Consider the following 15,741-nt stretch of genomic DNA (forward strand, 5'->3'; position numbering starts at 1 on the left):
TGGCAAGAGCGGTCATTGTTTGTTCCTGCTCGCATGAAATGATTTGATTTTGTGGAACGCAGCTTTATTAGGAAGTTTCAAGAATAGTTCGAGCATGGGGGCGTAATTCACTTCGATAATCCATACATGTCCCTGCTTATCAAAAGCCATGTCAATGCCCATTGTTTTGACCCAACGGTAGGAGGGGCCAAGCTGAGCAGCCGTTCGCAGTGCAACCGCATGCAGGTCAGCGATGAGCGCAGAACTCTGCAGGTGTTGCAGCCCGGAGTGCTGGAGCGCGTTCTCTACGGTGACAACCTTGCCGCCGCTCCTGCGAATATTCGTGACGATAAAGCCTTTGCCGGCCACTTTCGCCAGCATCCCCGTTACTTGCCAATCCGATTTCGGGTGACGTTGAACCATCACTCTAAGATCGAAGGGACGGCCATTCTTGGTGGCAAGATTGACACGCTGTTGGACGATGTAATTTTTATTGGCTTTTTTCTTGATAAAGGCATTGATTTCCTCTTGTGCCGTATACGTCCGTTTCTTGGCTCCATCTTGAAATTCATAGGTTGAGCTATTGACGGTTTTGACCCGAATAACACCGTTCCCGCCATAACTGCCAGTCGGTTTGAGAATGATTTGACCATATTTGGTTAACATGCGCCAGAAGCTGCTGGCACTCAACCATTCGGTTTCAGGCAGATTGGCTTGAAGCCTCTTTGACTTGCGCAGTACTTTATATTTGGTCCATTTACTTGTCGAGAGATTACTCATACGCTTTCTCTTCTTGCCTTTGAATGACTAAATCATGTTCCTCCACTTGAAGAAGCTGGTTGCGTTCATCAACGAAGACAACCTGCGGTTTAAGTGTGCGGATTTCCTCTTCGTTCATCAGACCCATACTGAGAATAATCACGAGGTCGCCAGGGGAGAAGAGATGGGCAGGCGGACCGTTTAGGCCGATTTTGCCGCAGCCTTCTGGAGCGGGAATCGCGTACGTTTTCCAACGTGTGGCATTACGCAGACTGGTGACTTGAACCATTTCATAGGGATAAATATTCGCTTTGCGCATCAGTAGTCCATCAATAGTAATGCTGCCTACATAATCCAAATCGGCTTCCGTAACGGTCGCGCGATGAATCTTCCCTTTACACATTAGTCGCTGCATGTGCAGTAGCGCTCCTTTATGATCACATGTTGTTCTTCACAGCGTATGAGAGAGACAAGTATCACGGTGTAGGCATGGGTCTAATTCTATTGAAAAATGGGCATTTCCAAGGGGGAATAACCATCGTTATTTCCCGGGTAACCGCAAAATCCGACATGCGATTCCATATAGAAAAAAAAGCAGAGCCTAGGGCTCTGCTACAACTTTAAATTAATTTAAGGCCGCTAATTAAAACTAAGGTGGCAATAATCGTACGAAGTACTGTCGTAGGTGCTTTTGTTGCGAGCATGCTTCCGATGAGTACCCCGGGGATGGAACCAATGAGAAGATTTAAAACTAGAGAATAGTTCACGTTCCCCAAACTTGCGTGCAGAATGCCTGCTGTCGAGGAGAGAAGAAAGGCATGAGCGATATCCGTACCTACGAGCTGAACGGGAATCATTCGGAAAAAGTAGAGCATGGCAATGGCATACAAGGAGCCAGAGCCAATGGATGTGAGCCCAACGATGAAGCCTAGTACGGCTCCGATCGTGATCGTCAGCCAGCGTTTCTCTTCTAAAGTTTTCAGCTGCCAACGATTTTCTTTCAGCCGATGTCCGAAGAAGACTTTGAACAACGTCGCGAAGGCTACCAGAATTAACACATAGCCGAGCGCATGCTTGATAATGACTTCTTGATTGTCGAAGAAAGAATCAAATAATTCCAGAAATACAACCGCAACGATCACACCCGGAATACTGCCAAGAGCTAGCATTTTGACCAATTTGAAATCGATTGTTTTCTGCCGCCAATGCTGGATCGTACCGAAAAGCTTCGTAATCGAATTGTACAGAAGGTCTGTACCTACAGCAATGGAAGGATGAATGCCAATCAAGATGAGGATCGGAGTCAGTAAGGAAGCGCCGCCTACACCTGTCATTCCGACCAGAAATCCAACAATTACGCCCATTAGAATAATGCTCAAAGTCATGTTGTCATGTCCTCTTTTCAATTACCCACTAAACACATTGGATTAATTTTAGTGCCGAAGTAGGCATTTGTAAAGAGAAATTTTCCAATTATCGACGTCAAGAGAGTAACTGTTTGCTATCCTTCGAATACAGAATCAGGTACAATGGATAGACGTGTCAAAATCAGCTTTGGGAGGATTAAACATGCGAAATCGAACTACCGTGATGGTCAGTATCGTACTGGCTATGCTAGTAGCGTCTATGGATACGACAATCGCGAATACAACGATGCCGATCATTGTGAATGATATTGGCGGGAATAGCCTGTATGCCTGGGCATTTACCTCCTATATGGTGCTTTCAACGGTTCTTGCCCCGTTAGCAGGACGTTTATCCGATCTATTTGGGCGCAAGCGCATATATGCCGCAGGCATTCTCTTGTTTCTCGGGGGTTCTGTCCTCTGTGGATTATCGGATAGTATGGTGCAGCTCATTATTTTTCGGGCCATTCAAGGAATTGGTGCAGGCGTGATGATGCCATTTCCATCGATTATTGCCGGAGATATCTATCCGGTGGAGCAGCGAGGGAAGGTGCAAGCCTTTTTCACAGGTATGTGGGGATTATCCGCTATATTAGCCCCCTCATTAGGAACGTTTTTTGTAACCTACTTGAGCTGGCGCTGGATATTCTTCGTGAATGTTCCGATATGTCTCATTGCCCTGCTTGCCCTGCTTCCCTACAAAGAAGTGTATCAACCGAAGAAAGCCGTGATCGACTACTGGGGGGCCCTATTGTTTGCCGCAGGGATTTCGTCCTTACTTCTAATTACTGTGGTCCACTCCTATACCTACCTTTATGGTGCCGTTGGTGTAGTCCTGCTTGTCGTTTTCTTCCTGTATGAAAAAGGGCATGCAGCCCCGATTGTTCCTTTGAATTTGATGCGGAATCGGCCAGTCGCCTTCATGATTGGCGGTTCGTTTCTCAGCTGCGCGGCACTTTTCGGGACGTCCAGCTATATCCCCTTGTTTTTGCAAAATCAAGGGCACTCGCTATTCGTCAGCGGTATTGCGCTGCTAAGTACATCGATCGGATGGATGGCTGTGGCCGTCCCGAGCGGGAAATGGGTGATTCGCTATGGGTACAAGCCGCTGCTCCTATCAGGTAACGCTTTACTAGTCGTCACCGCGGTATTGCTTTTCTTCATCCGTGAAGGCACCTCATTTTGGTACGTATTCAGTACGCTAACGATGTTGGGACTTTCGTTTGGCCTGCTGTTTACGGTGTCTACGATTGGCGCGCAACAGCTCGTCGAAGCTCACCAAAAGGGGATTTCGACTTCGCTTCAATTATTCGCCCGGAATATCGGAACTGCGGTAAGTGTGACCGTGATGGGGTCGATCGTTACGAAATCAAACGACTTTTATACAGGTATCCATGGGATGTTCGTATATGGGTTAATAGCAAGCTTGATGGCGTTCGCAGTGCCGTTAGCGATTCGCACGATGCGGAAAGAGCAACAATTGGCTTCAAGTTGACAGCATGCTCAAGTTAGTAGATTATGGAAAGATATACGATGAAAGAAAGAAGTGAATGCACGTGTTATTGAATGTGAAATCTCGACTGCATGAAGGTGAAATCCAGGAATTGCTTGGTTACAGTGTTTTTCCTGACGATGATAGCTTACAGTCAGCCTTTAGTCTATATGAAAAAGATGAAGACTCTTGGTTATTTGCTTACGAGTCCGAAGGTATCCTTGTCGGGATCATTGGATTTATGATGAACGCGAAGCAAGAGATGACGCTGAATCATCTAGCGGTTGGGCCTGAGAGCAGAGGCGTTGGCTTCGGTAGAGGCATGCTGCTAGAAATCATCGAAGACATGCAGCCTACGCGTATTACAGTGGAAACTGATGAAGACGCAGTGCAATTTTATCGAAATGTAGGCTTCGTTATTCGCAGCCTAGGCGAGAAGTATCCCGGTGTGGAGCGATTCCTGTGCACGTATGAGGTTGAAGTAGACGAGGAAGAGTAAACATAGGTGAGTAAATTGGAAGATCCCGAGTAATGCCATTAGGCAGCATTCGGGATTTTTTGGCGTAAAAGTAGATGATGGCTTACATGCGTGATTTAACGGTTCTGGCATACTCAGAAGGGCTCATTAACGTCGCTTTCTTAAAAGCTTTGGAGAAATAGTGGACAGAACTGAAACCCAACCGTCTAGAGATTTCGGTGAAATTATACGATTCTTCGCGAATCAAGATTTTAGCTTGATCGATTTTCAATTTGGCGAAATACTCCATGATTGAATAGTTTGTATGTTTTTTGAAAAGGTCTTTGAGCTGAGTTTTGCCTACACAAAAGGCATGACTGATCTCGTTCAGCGTGAGTTGGGAATCGAGATGTTCGGCCATATAGGCCATCACTCGGGTTGTCAAATCATGGACTGACTTCTCTTTGGCAACTGTAGATAGCGGCAAATCAACTTCGGCTGAAGCGGTTTTTCGAATTAAACGCAATAAAAGAATTTCCAAATAGCTCTGAAGCATTTGTTCACTTCCGACAGGCGCATCCTGCCGACGCACGAGGGGGTGAGCGAAAGGGAATTCGAAGGCTTGTTGTCCTTCTCTCACGATTTGGGCAAGCAGATTACGCTCCTCATCCTCCAAAACCAGCATTTTCTGCTCAAAAAACTGCATAGCCTTCGAATGACAGTCGAATGTCATGACGATTAAATTAGGCGCTTTTCCTTTGGTTGCATAGAAGCTATGAAATTCATTCGGTTTATGAAAAATAATGGACCCTTGCTTGAGTAAATAACGATTCTCATCTGCATGAACCTCTACCTCGCCACGATCGACATAGAGAAACTCCCAGAAGTCATGTTTTTCCCCATTGAACGAATAATCTTTACCAAACTCAAAATAGTGCATCGTAATGACTTTATGGATAACTAGACTCATCTTCAAATGTGTGCGTTGATACTCGGTAGCGTTCGTTTCGCTAATCGCCATGGGCGTCACTCCTGATATTTCGATGCAAAGTGTATAGGACTATCATATCACAGCAGAAATAACAAAAAAATCGGCTTTCAAGACAAAGAAAAGGCAGGGGGCATCTTTTATAATCAAGGTATCGTTGAGTTTGAGGGGGAGCTAGCATGAAGATTGGTGTAATTGGGTATGGGAAAAGGATTGAAACGGTTATTCATGAAGTGATGAAGGCAGATGCGGACTGCCAAATTGCGGCGATTGTAGATATACGGAAAGACTTGATTAAAGCTCAGCTAGATAAGAAAGGCTGGCATCACGTTAAGTATTATGATACATCAGAACAAATGTTGGAATCAGAATCATTAGACGGGGCGATGATCGGCACGCGATGTAATCTACATACAACGATGGGGCTGAAGGTATTGCGCCAGAATCTTCCCCTTTATATCGAAAAGCCGGTAGCTACAAACTTCGAAGATCTACAACGTTTAAAACAGGGCTACGAGGCATCCACTTCACCAGTCGTCGTCTCCTTCCCTTTAAGAGTAACCTCCATTGTGGAGCTCGTTAAGGAAATCGTTCAATCTGGCAAAATTGGCACCGTTGAACACGTGCAGGCCATTAATAATGTGCCTTATGGTCGGGTTTATTTTCAAAGCTGGTATCGCAATGAGGAAGAAACAGGCGGGCTTTTCCTGCAAAAAGCAACCCATGATTTTGACTATATCCAAGCTGTGCTGGGGCAAAATCCGATTAGCGTCTGTGCGATGACGTCCAAGCAAATATTCAAGGGAAACAAATCCGCTGGTCTTAAATGTGTGGATTGTGAAGATAATCGCACCTGCTTGGAAAGTACCGTTGGGTCTGCTGAAGAGTTAGATCCCACTTGGCAATATTGTTGTTATGCTGAAGATACTGGGAATGAAGATTCAGGAAGTGCGCTATTCCGATATGAAAGCGGTATGCATATGTCCTACTCGCAAAACTTCTTCATTCGCAAAGGTGCCGCAGCACGTGGGGCGCGATTTATGGGGTATAAAGGGACAGTAGATTTTGATTTCTACACAGGGCAAGTGAAGGTGCATATGCATCATACGGCGCGTGTGGAAACTTATGAATTAGCGGCTGGAAGCAATCATTTCGGTGGTGATGAGAAGCTGGCCCGCAATTTTACCGAGATCATGAAGGGAACGGCAAGCTCCATTTCGACACTTGACGATGGTTTGATGAGTGCTCTGATGTGTATGAAAGCACAGGAGTCTGCACAAACAGGCACTTTCCAGACATTGAGTTGGACATAACTCATCTATTAAAACGGATAGATCGGTAGTTGGAGGGAGTATACGTACATGCAAAAAGTAGGTTTTTTTCAAACGATATGCTTGAGCTCGTTATCCAAGGTTTTTGCAGATGAAGCTCCACGCGAGGCTGCCTATATACATGCAACAGCGCTGAAAGGTGAGACCTTTGCCTTTCAGGTTGCATATACCTCAAGTCAGTTATTGAAAAACATAGGAGTTGAGGTTTATTCAACCCTTGGTCTTCCTTTTACAATTCGCGCGGTTGGTCTTGTGCCTTCTGAAATGCCCTGCTATGTGGACCATGATTCGCATGTATTGCGCACAGCGCCAGGGTTGTATCCGGATCCGCTGTATCCGCTTGAAGAGGAGACTGTAACAGCACTTCCAGGTCAATGGAGAGCCATCTGGATTCATGTTGACTTAGATCCTTCAGTTTTAGCTGGAACATATAGTATCCATGTAGGTTTCTTGTCCGCAGAGGGGGAGAAGCTTGGTGAGGAAGTGTTGGAGCTCACGATCCTCTCCGCAATGCTTCCCAAGCAGAAGCTGATCCATACCGAATGGTTTCATGCGGATTGCATAGCCACGCAGTACAATGTTGCGATATTCAGTGAGGAGCACTGGAGGCTCATGGGGGACTTTATCGATACAGCCGTCAAGCATGGAATCAACATGATTCTGACTCCGATCTTTACACCGCCGTTGGACACCGTAATTGGTGGTGAGCGACCAACGGTGCAGTTGATTGATGTCCAAGTCGTTGAGGGGGACATCGATGGCTATACGAAGTATCGATTTGATTACGAGAAGCTGGAGCGTTGGGTCGAGCTCTGCCAAAGCAAAGGGGTCGAATACTTCGAATTTTCTCATTTATTTACGCAATGGGGTGCCAAGCATACACCCAAAATTATTGCTGACATAGACGGCGTATCGCAGCGGATCTTAGGTTGGGATACGATTGCCACAGGAGAGGCATACACCAATTTCCTAAGCCAGTTGATCCCTGATCTGGATCGCGTCATCCGTAGACTTGGGATCGCTTCTTGCAGCTATTTCCACGTGTCGGATGAGCCTACTCAAAAGCATTTGGAAACGTATAAGAAGGCGAGTGATCTCGTTCAGAAGCTTCTTCCACCCGAGTATCCGATCATTGATGCGCTGACGGAAATCTCCTTCTATGAACAGGGCATCGTTCAGAAGCCGATTCCATCGAACGATCACATTGAGCCATTCTTAGAAGCAGGTGTTCCTGATTTATGGACGTATTACTGCTGTGCACAGTACAAAGAAGTGTCGAATCGGTTCTTTAACATGCCGTCCGCCCGCAACCGAATCATCGGATTGCAGTTGTATAAGTTCGGCATTCAGGGGTTTCTGCATTGGGGATATAACTTTTATTACTCCCAATATGCCATTAAACCGTTGGATCCTTTTAAAGTGACGGATGCCTTGCATGCGTTTCCTTCAGGAGACAGCTTTCTGGTTTATCCAGGAGAAACAGGGCCTATTGAGTCGATTCGAATGGAAGTGTTTTATGAAGCGCTGCAGGATATGCGAGCTTTAGAGCTGCTTGAGACGTTCATAGGCAAAGAGCGGACAGTGGCTTTAATCGAAGAAGGCTTGTCAGAGCCGCTTACGTTCTCCGTCTTTCCGCGCAGCACAGAATGGATGCTCGAGGTGCGGAAGAGGATTAATGAGGCGATTGCTGCGCATAGCTAGCAGGATTATTAATGTGATAGAAGCTGCTTCCCACTACATGGGGAGCAGCTTTTTGGTATTGACACATACTGGGGGTTGATCTATAGTTATACCAACATAAAACCAAGTTAATTAATCGGAATAATGAGTTTAATTAGAATCTTGATGAAAGGTGGTCTTACATTGAACATTGAGAATATCGAAGCATTCGTCTATGTCATTCATTATGGCAGCTTCAACAAAGCGGCGGAGGTGCTTTTTTTATCCCAGCCATCTGTTACAGCACGGATTCAATCACTTGAACGCGAGCTGGATTGTCGGTTATTTGAGCGGATCGGGAAGCAGATTTCGTTGACTGACGATGGGAAAAAGTTTTTGCCATATGCCGGGCAGCTGTTGCAAACTTTTCAAAAAAGTAAGATTCAATTAAAGCAGAAACGAACACTGCCGAATGAGCTGCGCTTGGGGTGTACCGTATTTGTTTCTAACTATATTATCCCGAGGATTATCCCGAAAATGAAGATGAAGTACCCAGATGTCAACTATAAGCTAACTACAGCTGCGTCAGAAGATATCATTACTAAAGTGCTGAATCGGGAACTTGATTTAGGCTTTGTTCGAAACATTAGTCATCCGAATCTGCTCTCGGCGAAAGCTTATGAGGATCCTATTCGTCTCTATGTGTATGAAGGTCATCCGTTTATTGGTAACGATGAGATAGCTATAGATGATATTGGTGAATACCCGCTTGTTTTCTTCGAGTGCGGCTCTCTCGATTGGATGCGAATACACCGCTTATTTGCGAGTATGAAGCAACCGCCTAACATTGAATTTCAGACCGATACGCTGGAGACGGCGAAGAAATTAGTTCTTGGACGTGTTGGAATCGCGTTTCTTCCTAGTCTTTGCGTCGAACAGGAAGTGAAGGAGGGAAAGCTGTTCCCCATTCATTTCCCAGAATTAGCAGGTATATCGCTGCAAACCAACATGATCGCATTGAATGGCGAGAACGCCGTATTTTTCAATTCTGCTTTAGATTTATGTAAAGGAATCGCTCAGGCGATCCGGAATACGATTTGACCACTCGATATGCATATAGAAAAACTCTATTATCCAGTTCGATAACTTGATGGTAAATTAAAGGCATAGCAATAATTCATACAAAACAAGTAGGAATTATATGAATTAAATAAACGGAAAATTCGGAGGGGTTCACGATGAGAAAATTCACGACACTTACGGTAACAACAGTAACATTAGCTTTGGTAGTGGCAGGCTGTGGCTCCAAAAGCGCAACAACGGATGCATCTCCTAAAGCTGCTGCTGAAGGCACGAAAGCTCCTGCGGCAAGTACAGCTGCTACGGCTGCGCCCGTTAAAGTAAAGAAAATTATCGTAGGTACAGGTACACAATTTCCTAATGTAGCCTTTCTAGATAAAGACGGCAAGCTGACTGGATATGATATTGAACTAGTGAAAGAGCTAGATAAACGGTTGCCGGACTTTGAATTGGAGTTTAAAACGATGGATTTCGCTAACCTGCTGCTTAGCTTAGAAACGAACAAGATTGATTTCGTCGCTCATGAAATTGAGAAGAACAAAGAGCGTGAGCAGAAATATCTGTTTAACAATGAGCCATATGCTTATTGGAAAACGAAGGTCATCGTAGCCAAAGATAACACAACGGTGAAATCGATCGATGATTTGAAAGGCAAAAAAGCCCTAACAACCGCAACGAGTGCAGAGGCTACCTTGTTAGAGAATTATAACAAAGCCAACGATAATGCGATCAAAATCGTTTATCAAAGCGGTGCAGCCAATGATTTGGTTACGCAGCTTACAACAGGCCGGGCTGATGGATCGCTAGGTGCGGATTTCTTACTTCCACTGGTCGATCCGCAAAGCAAATTGAAGACAGTCGGCCCAATCATTGAAGAAGCCGAAGTTCGTTTCTTATTCCGCAAAAACGATAAAGACGGCCAAGAGCTTGCGGACAAAATTGACGTGGCGCTGAAAGCTGTCAAAGCAGATGGCACGCTGTCGAAGCTAAGCACGCAGTGGTTAGGCGGAGACTTCACGCAGAAAGATGATAAGAAATAGCTAAGCATTTCATGACTCTTAGAAAGGTGAGATCGCCATAATGGCAAACCAATTCGATATCACCTATGTTTTCGATTTCCTGCCTAAATTAGTGAATTACATTCATATCAGCTTATTCATTGTTGCTTGTTCGATGTTGCTCGGGGTCGTCTTTGGATTTCTTATTGCACTTCCCCGTCTTTATCAAATCCTAGTCCTGCAACGGATTTCACAGATGTATGTCTCCTTTTTCCGAGGGACACCGATCCTCATTCAGTTGTTCCTGATTTACTATGGACTGCCAGAAATGCTGAAGGCGATCCATGTGGATGTCTCCAAAGCACCGGTGCTAACTTTCGTTATTTTGACGTTTGCGCTGCATTCAGGCGCTTATATTTCAGAGGTCATTCGAGCAGCGGTTAAAGCAGTCGACAGAGGGCAAGTGGAAGCCGCCTATTCCGTAGGCATGACAGGCTACCAAGCTTTTACCCGGATTATTATGCCGCAGGCACTTGCGATCTCGCTTCCCAACTTTACGAACCTGCTAATTGCCAACTTGAAGGATACCTCACTGGCTTTCTCGCTAGGCGCTATGGAATTGATGGGAAAAGCACAGACGCTCGGAACGGCTACCCAGCATTTTATGGAAACGTACATTTCATTATCCATTATCTATTTTGTTATCTGTTTTGGACTAGAAAAGCTGTTTATGTATATCGAGAAACGTTTGCTCCAGCACGAGCAGCCGCTAGTTTCGGAAGAACGTCAGCCATTCTCGCGCCGCTTCTTCAAAGGAGTCTGGTCCTCACAGCCGGATAAAGGAGGCTTCCAAGCATGAGCATTGATCCTGGATTCATATGGACGGCCTTTGTTCAGTTGCTTTCTGCATTGCCTACCACGCTGCTGATTACGGTCGTTTCTGTCTTTTTTGGATTTCTGATAGGCGCATCCGTAGCCTTAATCCGACTATACCGTGTGCCTTTTATTCATTACATCGCAACAGCGTATGTGACGTTTGTTCGCGGTACACCGATGCTTATGCATCTGCTGCTCATCTATTTCGGCTTACCCATGATCATTGATGGGATTGCTGTTGCTTTCGGTTGGAGCTTCCGCTCCGTGTCTATACCCATGATCGGGTTTGCCTTTCTCTCTTTCTCCATAACGGCCGGGGCATACCTCTCTGAGGTAGTCAGATCGGGTATCGTGGCGATAAATCGGGGGCAAATGGAGGCTGCCTATTCGATCGGTATGACGACGACACAGGCACTTCGCCGCATTATATTGCCGCAAGCATTAGCCGTAAGCTTACCGAATTTATCCAATACTTTGATTGGTATGCTGCACGGTTCTACGCTTGCTTTTACCGTATCAGTGGTGGAAATTAACGCCAAAGCGCAAATTGTCGCTACGACGAATTGGAAGTTCTTCGAAGCTTATATTGCAGCAGCCCTCCTATTCTGGGGGATTACGTTCCTGATCGAACGAGCCACAGGCTTACTAGAGAAGCGAATCAATCTGTATAACCGAGGTGGCGTATCATGATTCAACTGACGAATATCACCAAATCGTTTGGTAAAAACGAAGTGCTGAAAGGGATTAACCTGACGGTGCAAAAAGGAGAAGTCGTCTGTATTCTTGGCCCCAGCGGTTCAGGCAAAACAACGCTGCTCCGTTGCTTGAATTATTTGGAGAAGCCGAATCTTGGTGAGGTGACGATCGGGGATTTCACCGTGAATTGCAAGCGTCCTACCAAAGGGGACATTCATGCCCTCCGGCAAAAAACAGCCATGGTGTTTCAGCATTACAATCTGTTCAAGCATAAAACTGTACTCGAAAATGTCATGGAAGGGCTTGTTATTGTCCAGAAGCAGTCTAAGGAGAAGGCAAGAGAGACCAGTGTAAAAGTGCTGGAGAAAGTAGGATTGGGCAGTAAATTAGATGCTTATCCGAGTCAGCTATCTGGCGGACAACAGCAGCGAGTAGGTATTGCACGCGCCCTGGCTTTGAATCCCGAGGTTATTTTATTCGATGAGCCAACATCAGCACTTGACCCTGAGCTCGTAGGCGAAGTCCTTGATGTGATTCAGAAGATTGCGAGGGAAGGCATCACGATGATTATCGTCACACATGAAATGGGCTTTGCCCGTGAAGTGGCTAATCATGTGGTCTTTATGGATGAAGGTGTCATTGTGGAAGAAGGCAAGCCAAGAGACATTTTCGGTGCAGCCAAAGAAGAGCGTACCCGACAATTTTTGAAGCGAATTACGCCAGAGTGGAGCTACAACATATAGCGTCAAGTCAGTTAAGGAAATGGAGTGTACAAACATGGGGATTAAATTGAGTATTTTGGATCAAAGTGTGGTTTTTCCAGGTGAGACAGCTTACGACGCTTTTCAACATACGATCGAACTCGTACAGAAGGCAGAGACGCTATCTTATCACCGCTTCTGGGTGTCTGAGCATCACGATTCCGAGCAAGTAGCGGGCTCTTCGCCCGAGGTTTTAATTTCACATTTACTTGCCAAAACAGAGCGTATACGCATTGGCTCCGGCGGCATTATGCTGCAGCATTACAGCCCCTACAAGGTGGCAGAGAATTTCAATGTTCTGGCTTCGCTTGCACCTGGCAGGGTAGATCTTGGCATTGGCCGTGCACCTGGCGGATTGCCTCGTTCAACCAAAGCGCTGCAGCAGGGCATTACTGAAGCAGCATCTTTAGCAGATAAACTGAGTGATCTTCAGCAATTTGTTCGCAATCAGCTCCATGACGATCACCCCTTGAAAGGTTTGCGTGTCTCGCCAATTCCTACCGTGCCTGTGGATGTTTATATCCTTGGCGCAAGTGCGGCAAGCGCACTATTAGCTGCTGAGGCCGGATTACCTTATGTTTTCGCCCAGTTCATCAATGGGGATCATGCGATTGCTGAGTCCGCTTTTGAAGCGTATCATCACCATTTTAATACGGAAAAAGGAACCAAACCCCAGCTGATCTTGGCACTCTCGCTTATCGTAGCAGATACGGAAGAAGAAGCTAACGAGCTTGCTGGAGAGTATAAGAATGTCAAAATCCATTTGGAAAATGGCAAAACCTTAACCGTCGGAACGCTTGAGCAGGCTGAGGAATATGGTCGCCAAACGCAGGCTAAGTTTACTGTTGAAGAGAAACAGGCGGAAATTACGCGAGGTACGAAAGAGACCGTACGTCACAAACTTCTCGACCTTCAGCAAAAATATAGCATCGATGAATTTATCGTAACGACATCCGTGAAAGATTTTAGCAAAAGACTGCGTTCCTTTGAATTGCTGAGTGAAGCATTCGCGGAATCGTTGGTGTAAGTTCGAAGGAGGCATGTGAGATGAGTGCAACAAATTTCCATCAGACGTCACCGGAATTTGCTCAAAAGCTTGTGGAGATCCGACGTCATTTACATCAGCATCCTGAATTATCGCATGAGGAGATACAAACCACAGCAGCCATTCGCGGTTGGCTCACAGAGGCAGGGATTCGTGTAACTGATTTTCAGCTCAAAACGGGTCTAATCGCCGAGGTAGGTGGCTTGCAGGAGGGACCGATTATTGCCATACGGGCTGATATCGATGCCCTACCGATTGAAGAAGAAACAGGTCTTCCTTATGCGTCGCAGGTTGCAGGTAAGATGCACGCTTGCGGCCATGATTTTCATACGGCTGCTGTGCTTGGCGCAGCATTCTTGCTCAAACAGCACGAGAGTGAGCTGAAGGGAACTGTGCGTTTCATTTTCCAACCGGCAGAGGAGAAAGCACAGGGCGCGGAGCTCGTTATCAACAGCGGTGCGTTGCGCGATGTGCGTGCCATTTATGGGATGCATAATAAACCGGATCTCCCTGTAGGGACGATTGGCATTAAAGCAGGCCCCTTAATGGCGTCGGCAGATGGCTTTGTAATCGAAGTAGAAGGATTAGGTACACATGCGGCCGTTCCAGAAGCGGGCATTGATCCCATTGTGACTGCTGCCCACATCGTAACCGCGCTTCAATCGATTGTTAGTCGAAATGTTAGTTCATTGCAGAGTGCTGTTATTAGTGTGACACGTATCCACAGCGGTACGGCTTGGAATGTGATTCCCGATAAAGCCATTTTGGATGGCACTTTGCGTACATTTGAAGATAGTGTTCGAACTCTGGTAATCAAGCGATTAGAGCAGGTTGTACATGGTGTAGCCGCTGCTTATGGCACGAAGGCTGTTGTTCGTTGGATCCAAGGGCCGCCAGCGGTGTTCAATGATAAGGAATTAGCTTTGTTGGCGACGGAAGCTGCCGAGCAAGCTGGTTTGGATGTCATTACACCTATCCCGTCACCAGCTGGTGAGGATTTCGCTTTTTACCAGAAGCAAGTCCCTGGTGTCTTCGTATTTATGGGTACATCAGGTCCGCATGAGTGGCATCATCCTGCTTTTGATATTGATGAACGAGCATTACCGATTAGCGCGCGATATTTTGCTATTTTAGCCCAGAAAGCCTTAGAAAACCTATCATCCGACATTCCACTGGAGGTATCAACATGAGTACATCGATTCCCGATTTATCAGCCTATTTGCATACCCATCAACAACTTCAGGAAGCTATTCAGGGACTGAGCGGAGGGCAATTGGTTTGGAAGCCAGCACCGGATAAATGGAGTGTAACGGAGGTTCTGTCTCATTTGGCCGACCATAACATTGTCGTTTCCTTTCGTATTCGTGCCATCTTAGCGGGTGCATCCGCACTATTGCCAGCTTTTGATCAAGATTCATGGGTCAGCAATTCCAAGGCAAATGCAAGCTTAGCATCCGATATATTAGCTATTTTTCAGTCCTTATTAGTATATAACCATGCGTTGTTTGGGCGATTGTCAACGGAGGATTGGGAGAAAACAGGCGTTAATTTCAAAGGGCAAACACTCACATTAAAAGATGTTGTTCATTCCTTTATCGCACATGTGCAGGTTCATTTGGCACAAATTGCACGAATTAAAAGCGCTCTTGAAGCGCGTGTATAGGGAGGGGTAGCGTATGGCGGATGCAAAAGACGTTCACATTCGGGATGCCAATGAAAGTGACCGTGAGGCGATTCGAAGAGTTCTAGAAGATGCATATGGTCAATATCGCGCTGTACTGCCTCCAGAGGGCTGGGATCAATATAAAGAAAGTATCTTAGCTTCAGTTGATAGTGATAAACCGATTGCGCGCATCATTGCCTTAATCGGCGATGAAATAATCGGGAGTTCGCAGTTGTTCCATTCCTCCGAAGACGCATATGGCGCGCCAGAGCTTGAGATTGAGTCCCCCATCCTTCGGTTACTTGCAGTTTCGCCAAGTGCTAGAGGCAGGGGAATCGCTACAGCGTTGATTAAAGAAAATGTGAAACGCGCTGCCGAGTTAGGTGCAGACACCCTGCATTTGCACACCTCGGATTTGATGGAATCGGCTGTGAAGCTCTATGAACGTCTGGGCTTTGAACGCGCGTATGAAAAAGATATTCAAAAAGGTGATATTCTCGTGAAAAGCTATCGCCTACACATACAGACCGCATCGATATTGTGAAAGGATG

At 46.0% G+C, this 15,741-nt stretch carries 17 protein-coding genes; 13 read left to right on the forward strand and 4 right to left on the reverse strand.

Going from position 1 to position 15,741, the window contains the following annotated elements:
- Positions 1 to 12: 12 nt before the first annotated feature.
- The 3 genes from AC58QO_RS11350 to AC58QO_RS11360 form a co-directional block, all read right to left on the reverse strand.
- Positions 13 to 759, reverse strand: coding sequence for a YheC/YheD family protein (locus AC58QO_RS11350; RefSeq protein WP_497265396.1), 747 nt, complete (start codon positions 757 to 759; stop codon positions 13 to 15).
- Positions 752 to 1,153, reverse strand: coding sequence for an aspartate 1-decarboxylase (gene panD / locus AC58QO_RS11355; RefSeq protein WP_497265397.1), 402 nt, complete (start codon positions 1,151 to 1,153; stop codon positions 752 to 754). The genes AC58QO_RS11350 and panD overlap by 8 nt, the downstream gene beginning before the upstream one ends.
- A 205-nt stretch (positions 1,154 to 1,358) precedes the next feature.
- Positions 1,359 to 2,123: a sulfite exporter TauE/SafE family protein gene (locus AC58QO_RS11360; protein WP_497265398.1), complete on the reverse strand. Its 765-nt coding sequence runs from the start codon at positions 2,121 to 2,123 to the stop codon at positions 1,359 to 1,361.
- Positions 2,124 to 2,307: 184 nt separating this feature from the next.
- Here AC58QO_RS11360 and AC58QO_RS11365 point away from each other — a divergent pair, with 184 nt between their 5' ends.
- Positions 2,308 to 3,639 (forward strand): MFS transporter, encoded by a 1,332-nt coding sequence (locus AC58QO_RS11365; RefSeq protein WP_497265399.1) that lies wholly within the window; start codon positions 2,308 to 2,310, stop codon positions 3,637 to 3,639.
- Between the two features lie 55 nt (positions 3,640 to 3,694).
- On the forward strand, positions 3,695 to 4,135 hold the full coding sequence (locus AC58QO_RS11370; RefSeq protein WP_497265400.1) for a GNAT family N-acetyltransferase: 441 nt from the start codon (positions 3,695 to 3,697) through the stop codon (positions 4,133 to 4,135).
- A gap of 82 nt (positions 4,136 to 4,217) precedes the next feature.
- Here the strand turns inward: AC58QO_RS11370 and AC58QO_RS11375 are convergent, their stop codons facing one another.
- Positions 4,218 to 5,114 carry a helix-turn-helix domain-containing protein gene (locus tag AC58QO_RS11375; RefSeq protein WP_497265401.1) on the reverse strand — a complete coding sequence of 299 codons (897 nt, stop codon included), beginning with the start codon at positions 5,112 to 5,114 and terminating at the stop codon, positions 4,218 to 4,220.
- A gap of 146 nt (positions 5,115 to 5,260) precedes the next feature.
- On the opposite strand from AC58QO_RS11375, the gene AC58QO_RS11380 reads away from it, so the two are divergent.
- The 11 genes from AC58QO_RS11380 to AC58QO_RS11430 all read left to right on the forward strand — a co-directional run bounded on the left by AC58QO_RS11380 (position 5,261) and on the right by AC58QO_RS11430 (position 15,734).
- Positions 5,261 to 6,394 (forward strand): Gfo/Idh/MocA family protein, encoded by a 1,134-nt coding sequence (locus tag AC58QO_RS11380; RefSeq protein WP_497265402.1) that lies wholly within the window; start codon positions 5,261 to 5,263, stop codon positions 6,392 to 6,394.
- A 48-nt stretch (positions 6,395 to 6,442) separates the two neighbouring features.
- Positions 6,443 to 8,113, forward strand: a complete 1,671-nt coding sequence (locus AC58QO_RS11385; RefSeq protein ID WP_497265403.1) for a DUF4091 domain-containing protein — start codon at positions 6,443 to 6,445, stop codon at positions 8,111 to 8,113.
- A gap of 162 nt (positions 8,114 to 8,275) precedes the next feature.
- The gene (locus AC58QO_RS11390) at positions 8,276 to 9,172 is read left to right on the forward strand and encodes a LysR substrate-binding domain-containing protein (RefSeq protein WP_497265404.1); all 897 of its coding nucleotides are present in this window, start codon (positions 8,276 to 8,278) and stop codon (positions 9,170 to 9,172) included.
- Positions 9,173 to 9,309: 137 nt separating this feature from the next.
- Entirely contained in the window at positions 9,310 to 10,191 is an 882-nt protein-coding gene (locus AC58QO_RS11395; RefSeq protein WP_497265405.1) for a transporter substrate-binding domain-containing protein, read from the forward strand.
- 40 nt (positions 10,192 to 10,231) lie between these two features.
- Positions 10,232 to 11,008 (forward strand): amino acid ABC transporter permease, encoded by a 777-nt coding sequence (locus tag AC58QO_RS11400; protein ID WP_497265406.1) that lies wholly within the window; start codon positions 10,232 to 10,234, stop codon positions 11,006 to 11,008.
- On the forward strand, positions 11,005 to 11,715 hold the full coding sequence (locus tag AC58QO_RS11405; RefSeq protein ID WP_497265407.1) for an amino acid ABC transporter permease: 711 nt from the start codon (positions 11,005 to 11,007) through the stop codon (positions 11,713 to 11,715). Before AC58QO_RS11400 ends, AC58QO_RS11405 begins: the two co-directional genes overlap by 4 nt.
- Positions 11,712 to 12,464 carry an amino acid ABC transporter ATP-binding protein gene (locus AC58QO_RS11410; RefSeq protein ID WP_497265408.1) on the forward strand — a complete coding sequence of 251 codons (753 nt, stop codon included), beginning with the start codon at positions 11,712 to 11,714 and terminating at the stop codon, positions 12,462 to 12,464. The genes AC58QO_RS11405 and AC58QO_RS11410 overlap by 4 nt, the downstream gene beginning before the upstream one ends.
- A gap of 34 nt (positions 12,465 to 12,498) precedes the next feature.
- A complete protein-coding gene (locus AC58QO_RS11415; protein WP_497265409.1) occupies positions 12,499 to 13,509 on the forward strand; it encodes an LLM class flavin-dependent oxidoreductase in 1,011 nt (336 codons plus the stop codon).
- 20 nt (positions 13,510 to 13,529) lie between these two features.
- A complete protein-coding gene (locus AC58QO_RS11420; RefSeq protein WP_497265410.1) occupies positions 13,530 to 14,717 on the forward strand; it encodes a M20 peptidase aminoacylase family protein in 1,188 nt (395 codons plus the stop codon).
- Positions 14,714 to 15,190, forward strand: coding sequence for a DinB family protein (locus AC58QO_RS11425; RefSeq protein ID WP_497265411.1), 477 nt, complete (start codon positions 14,714 to 14,716; stop codon positions 15,188 to 15,190). Before AC58QO_RS11420 ends, AC58QO_RS11425 begins: the two co-directional genes overlap by 4 nt.
- Before the next feature lie 13 nt (positions 15,191 to 15,203).
- Positions 15,204 to 15,734, forward strand: a complete 531-nt coding sequence (locus AC58QO_RS11430; RefSeq protein ID WP_497265412.1) for a GNAT family N-acetyltransferase — start codon at positions 15,204 to 15,206, stop codon at positions 15,732 to 15,734.
- Positions 15,735 to 15,741: the final 7 nt, after the last annotated feature.

It is taken from the genome of Paenibacillus sp. J31R30, assembly GCF_059692115.1.

Coding starts and splice junctions, on each gene's coding strand:
- AC58QO_RS11350 (WP_497265396.1), bottom strand. CDS start 759: ATGAGTAATCTCTCGACAAGTAAATGGACCAAATATAAAGTACTGCGC.
- panD (WP_497265397.1), bottom strand. CDS start 1,153: ATGCAGCGACTAATGTGTAAAGGGAAGATTCATCGCGCGACCGTTACG.
- AC58QO_RS11360 (WP_497265398.1), bottom strand. CDS start 2,123: ATGACTTTGAGCATTATTCTAATGGGCGTAATTGTTGGATTTCTGGTC.
- AC58QO_RS11365 (WP_497265399.1), top strand. CDS start 2,308: ATGCGAAATCGAACTACCGTGATGGTCAGTATCGTACTGGCTATGCTA.
- AC58QO_RS11370 (WP_497265400.1), top strand. CDS start 3,695: ATGCACGTGTTATTGAATGTGAAATCTCGACTGCATGAAGGTGAAATC.
- AC58QO_RS11375 (WP_497265401.1), bottom strand. CDS start 5,114: ATGGCGATTAGCGAAACGAACGCTACCGAGTATCAACGCACACATTTG.
- AC58QO_RS11380 (WP_497265402.1), top strand. CDS start 5,261: ATGAAGATTGGTGTAATTGGGTATGGGAAAAGGATTGAAACGGTTATT.
- AC58QO_RS11385 (WP_497265403.1), top strand. CDS start 6,443: ATGCAAAAAGTAGGTTTTTTTCAAACGATATGCTTGAGCTCGTTATCC.
- AC58QO_RS11395 (WP_497265405.1), top strand. CDS start 9,310: ATGAGAAAATTCACGACACTTACGGTAACAACAGTAACATTAGCTTTG.
- AC58QO_RS11400 (WP_497265406.1), top strand. CDS start 10,232: ATGGCAAACCAATTCGATATCACCTATGTTTTCGATTTCCTGCCTAAA.
- AC58QO_RS11405 (WP_497265407.1), top strand. CDS start 11,005: ATGAGCATTGATCCTGGATTCATATGGACGGCCTTTGTTCAGTTGCTT.
- AC58QO_RS11410 (WP_497265408.1), top strand. CDS start 11,712: ATGATTCAACTGACGAATATCACCAAATCGTTTGGTAAAAACGAAGTG.
- AC58QO_RS11415 (WP_497265409.1), top strand. CDS start 12,499: ATGGGGATTAAATTGAGTATTTTGGATCAAAGTGTGGTTTTTCCAGGT.
- AC58QO_RS11420 (WP_497265410.1), top strand. CDS start 13,530: ATGAGTGCAACAAATTTCCATCAGACGTCACCGGAATTTGCTCAAAAG.
- AC58QO_RS11425 (WP_497265411.1), top strand. CDS start 14,714: ATGAGTACATCGATTCCCGATTTATCAGCCTATTTGCATACCCATCAA.
- AC58QO_RS11430 (WP_497265412.1), top strand. CDS start 15,204: ATGGCGGATGCAAAAGACGTTCACATTCGGGATGCCAATGAAAGTGAC.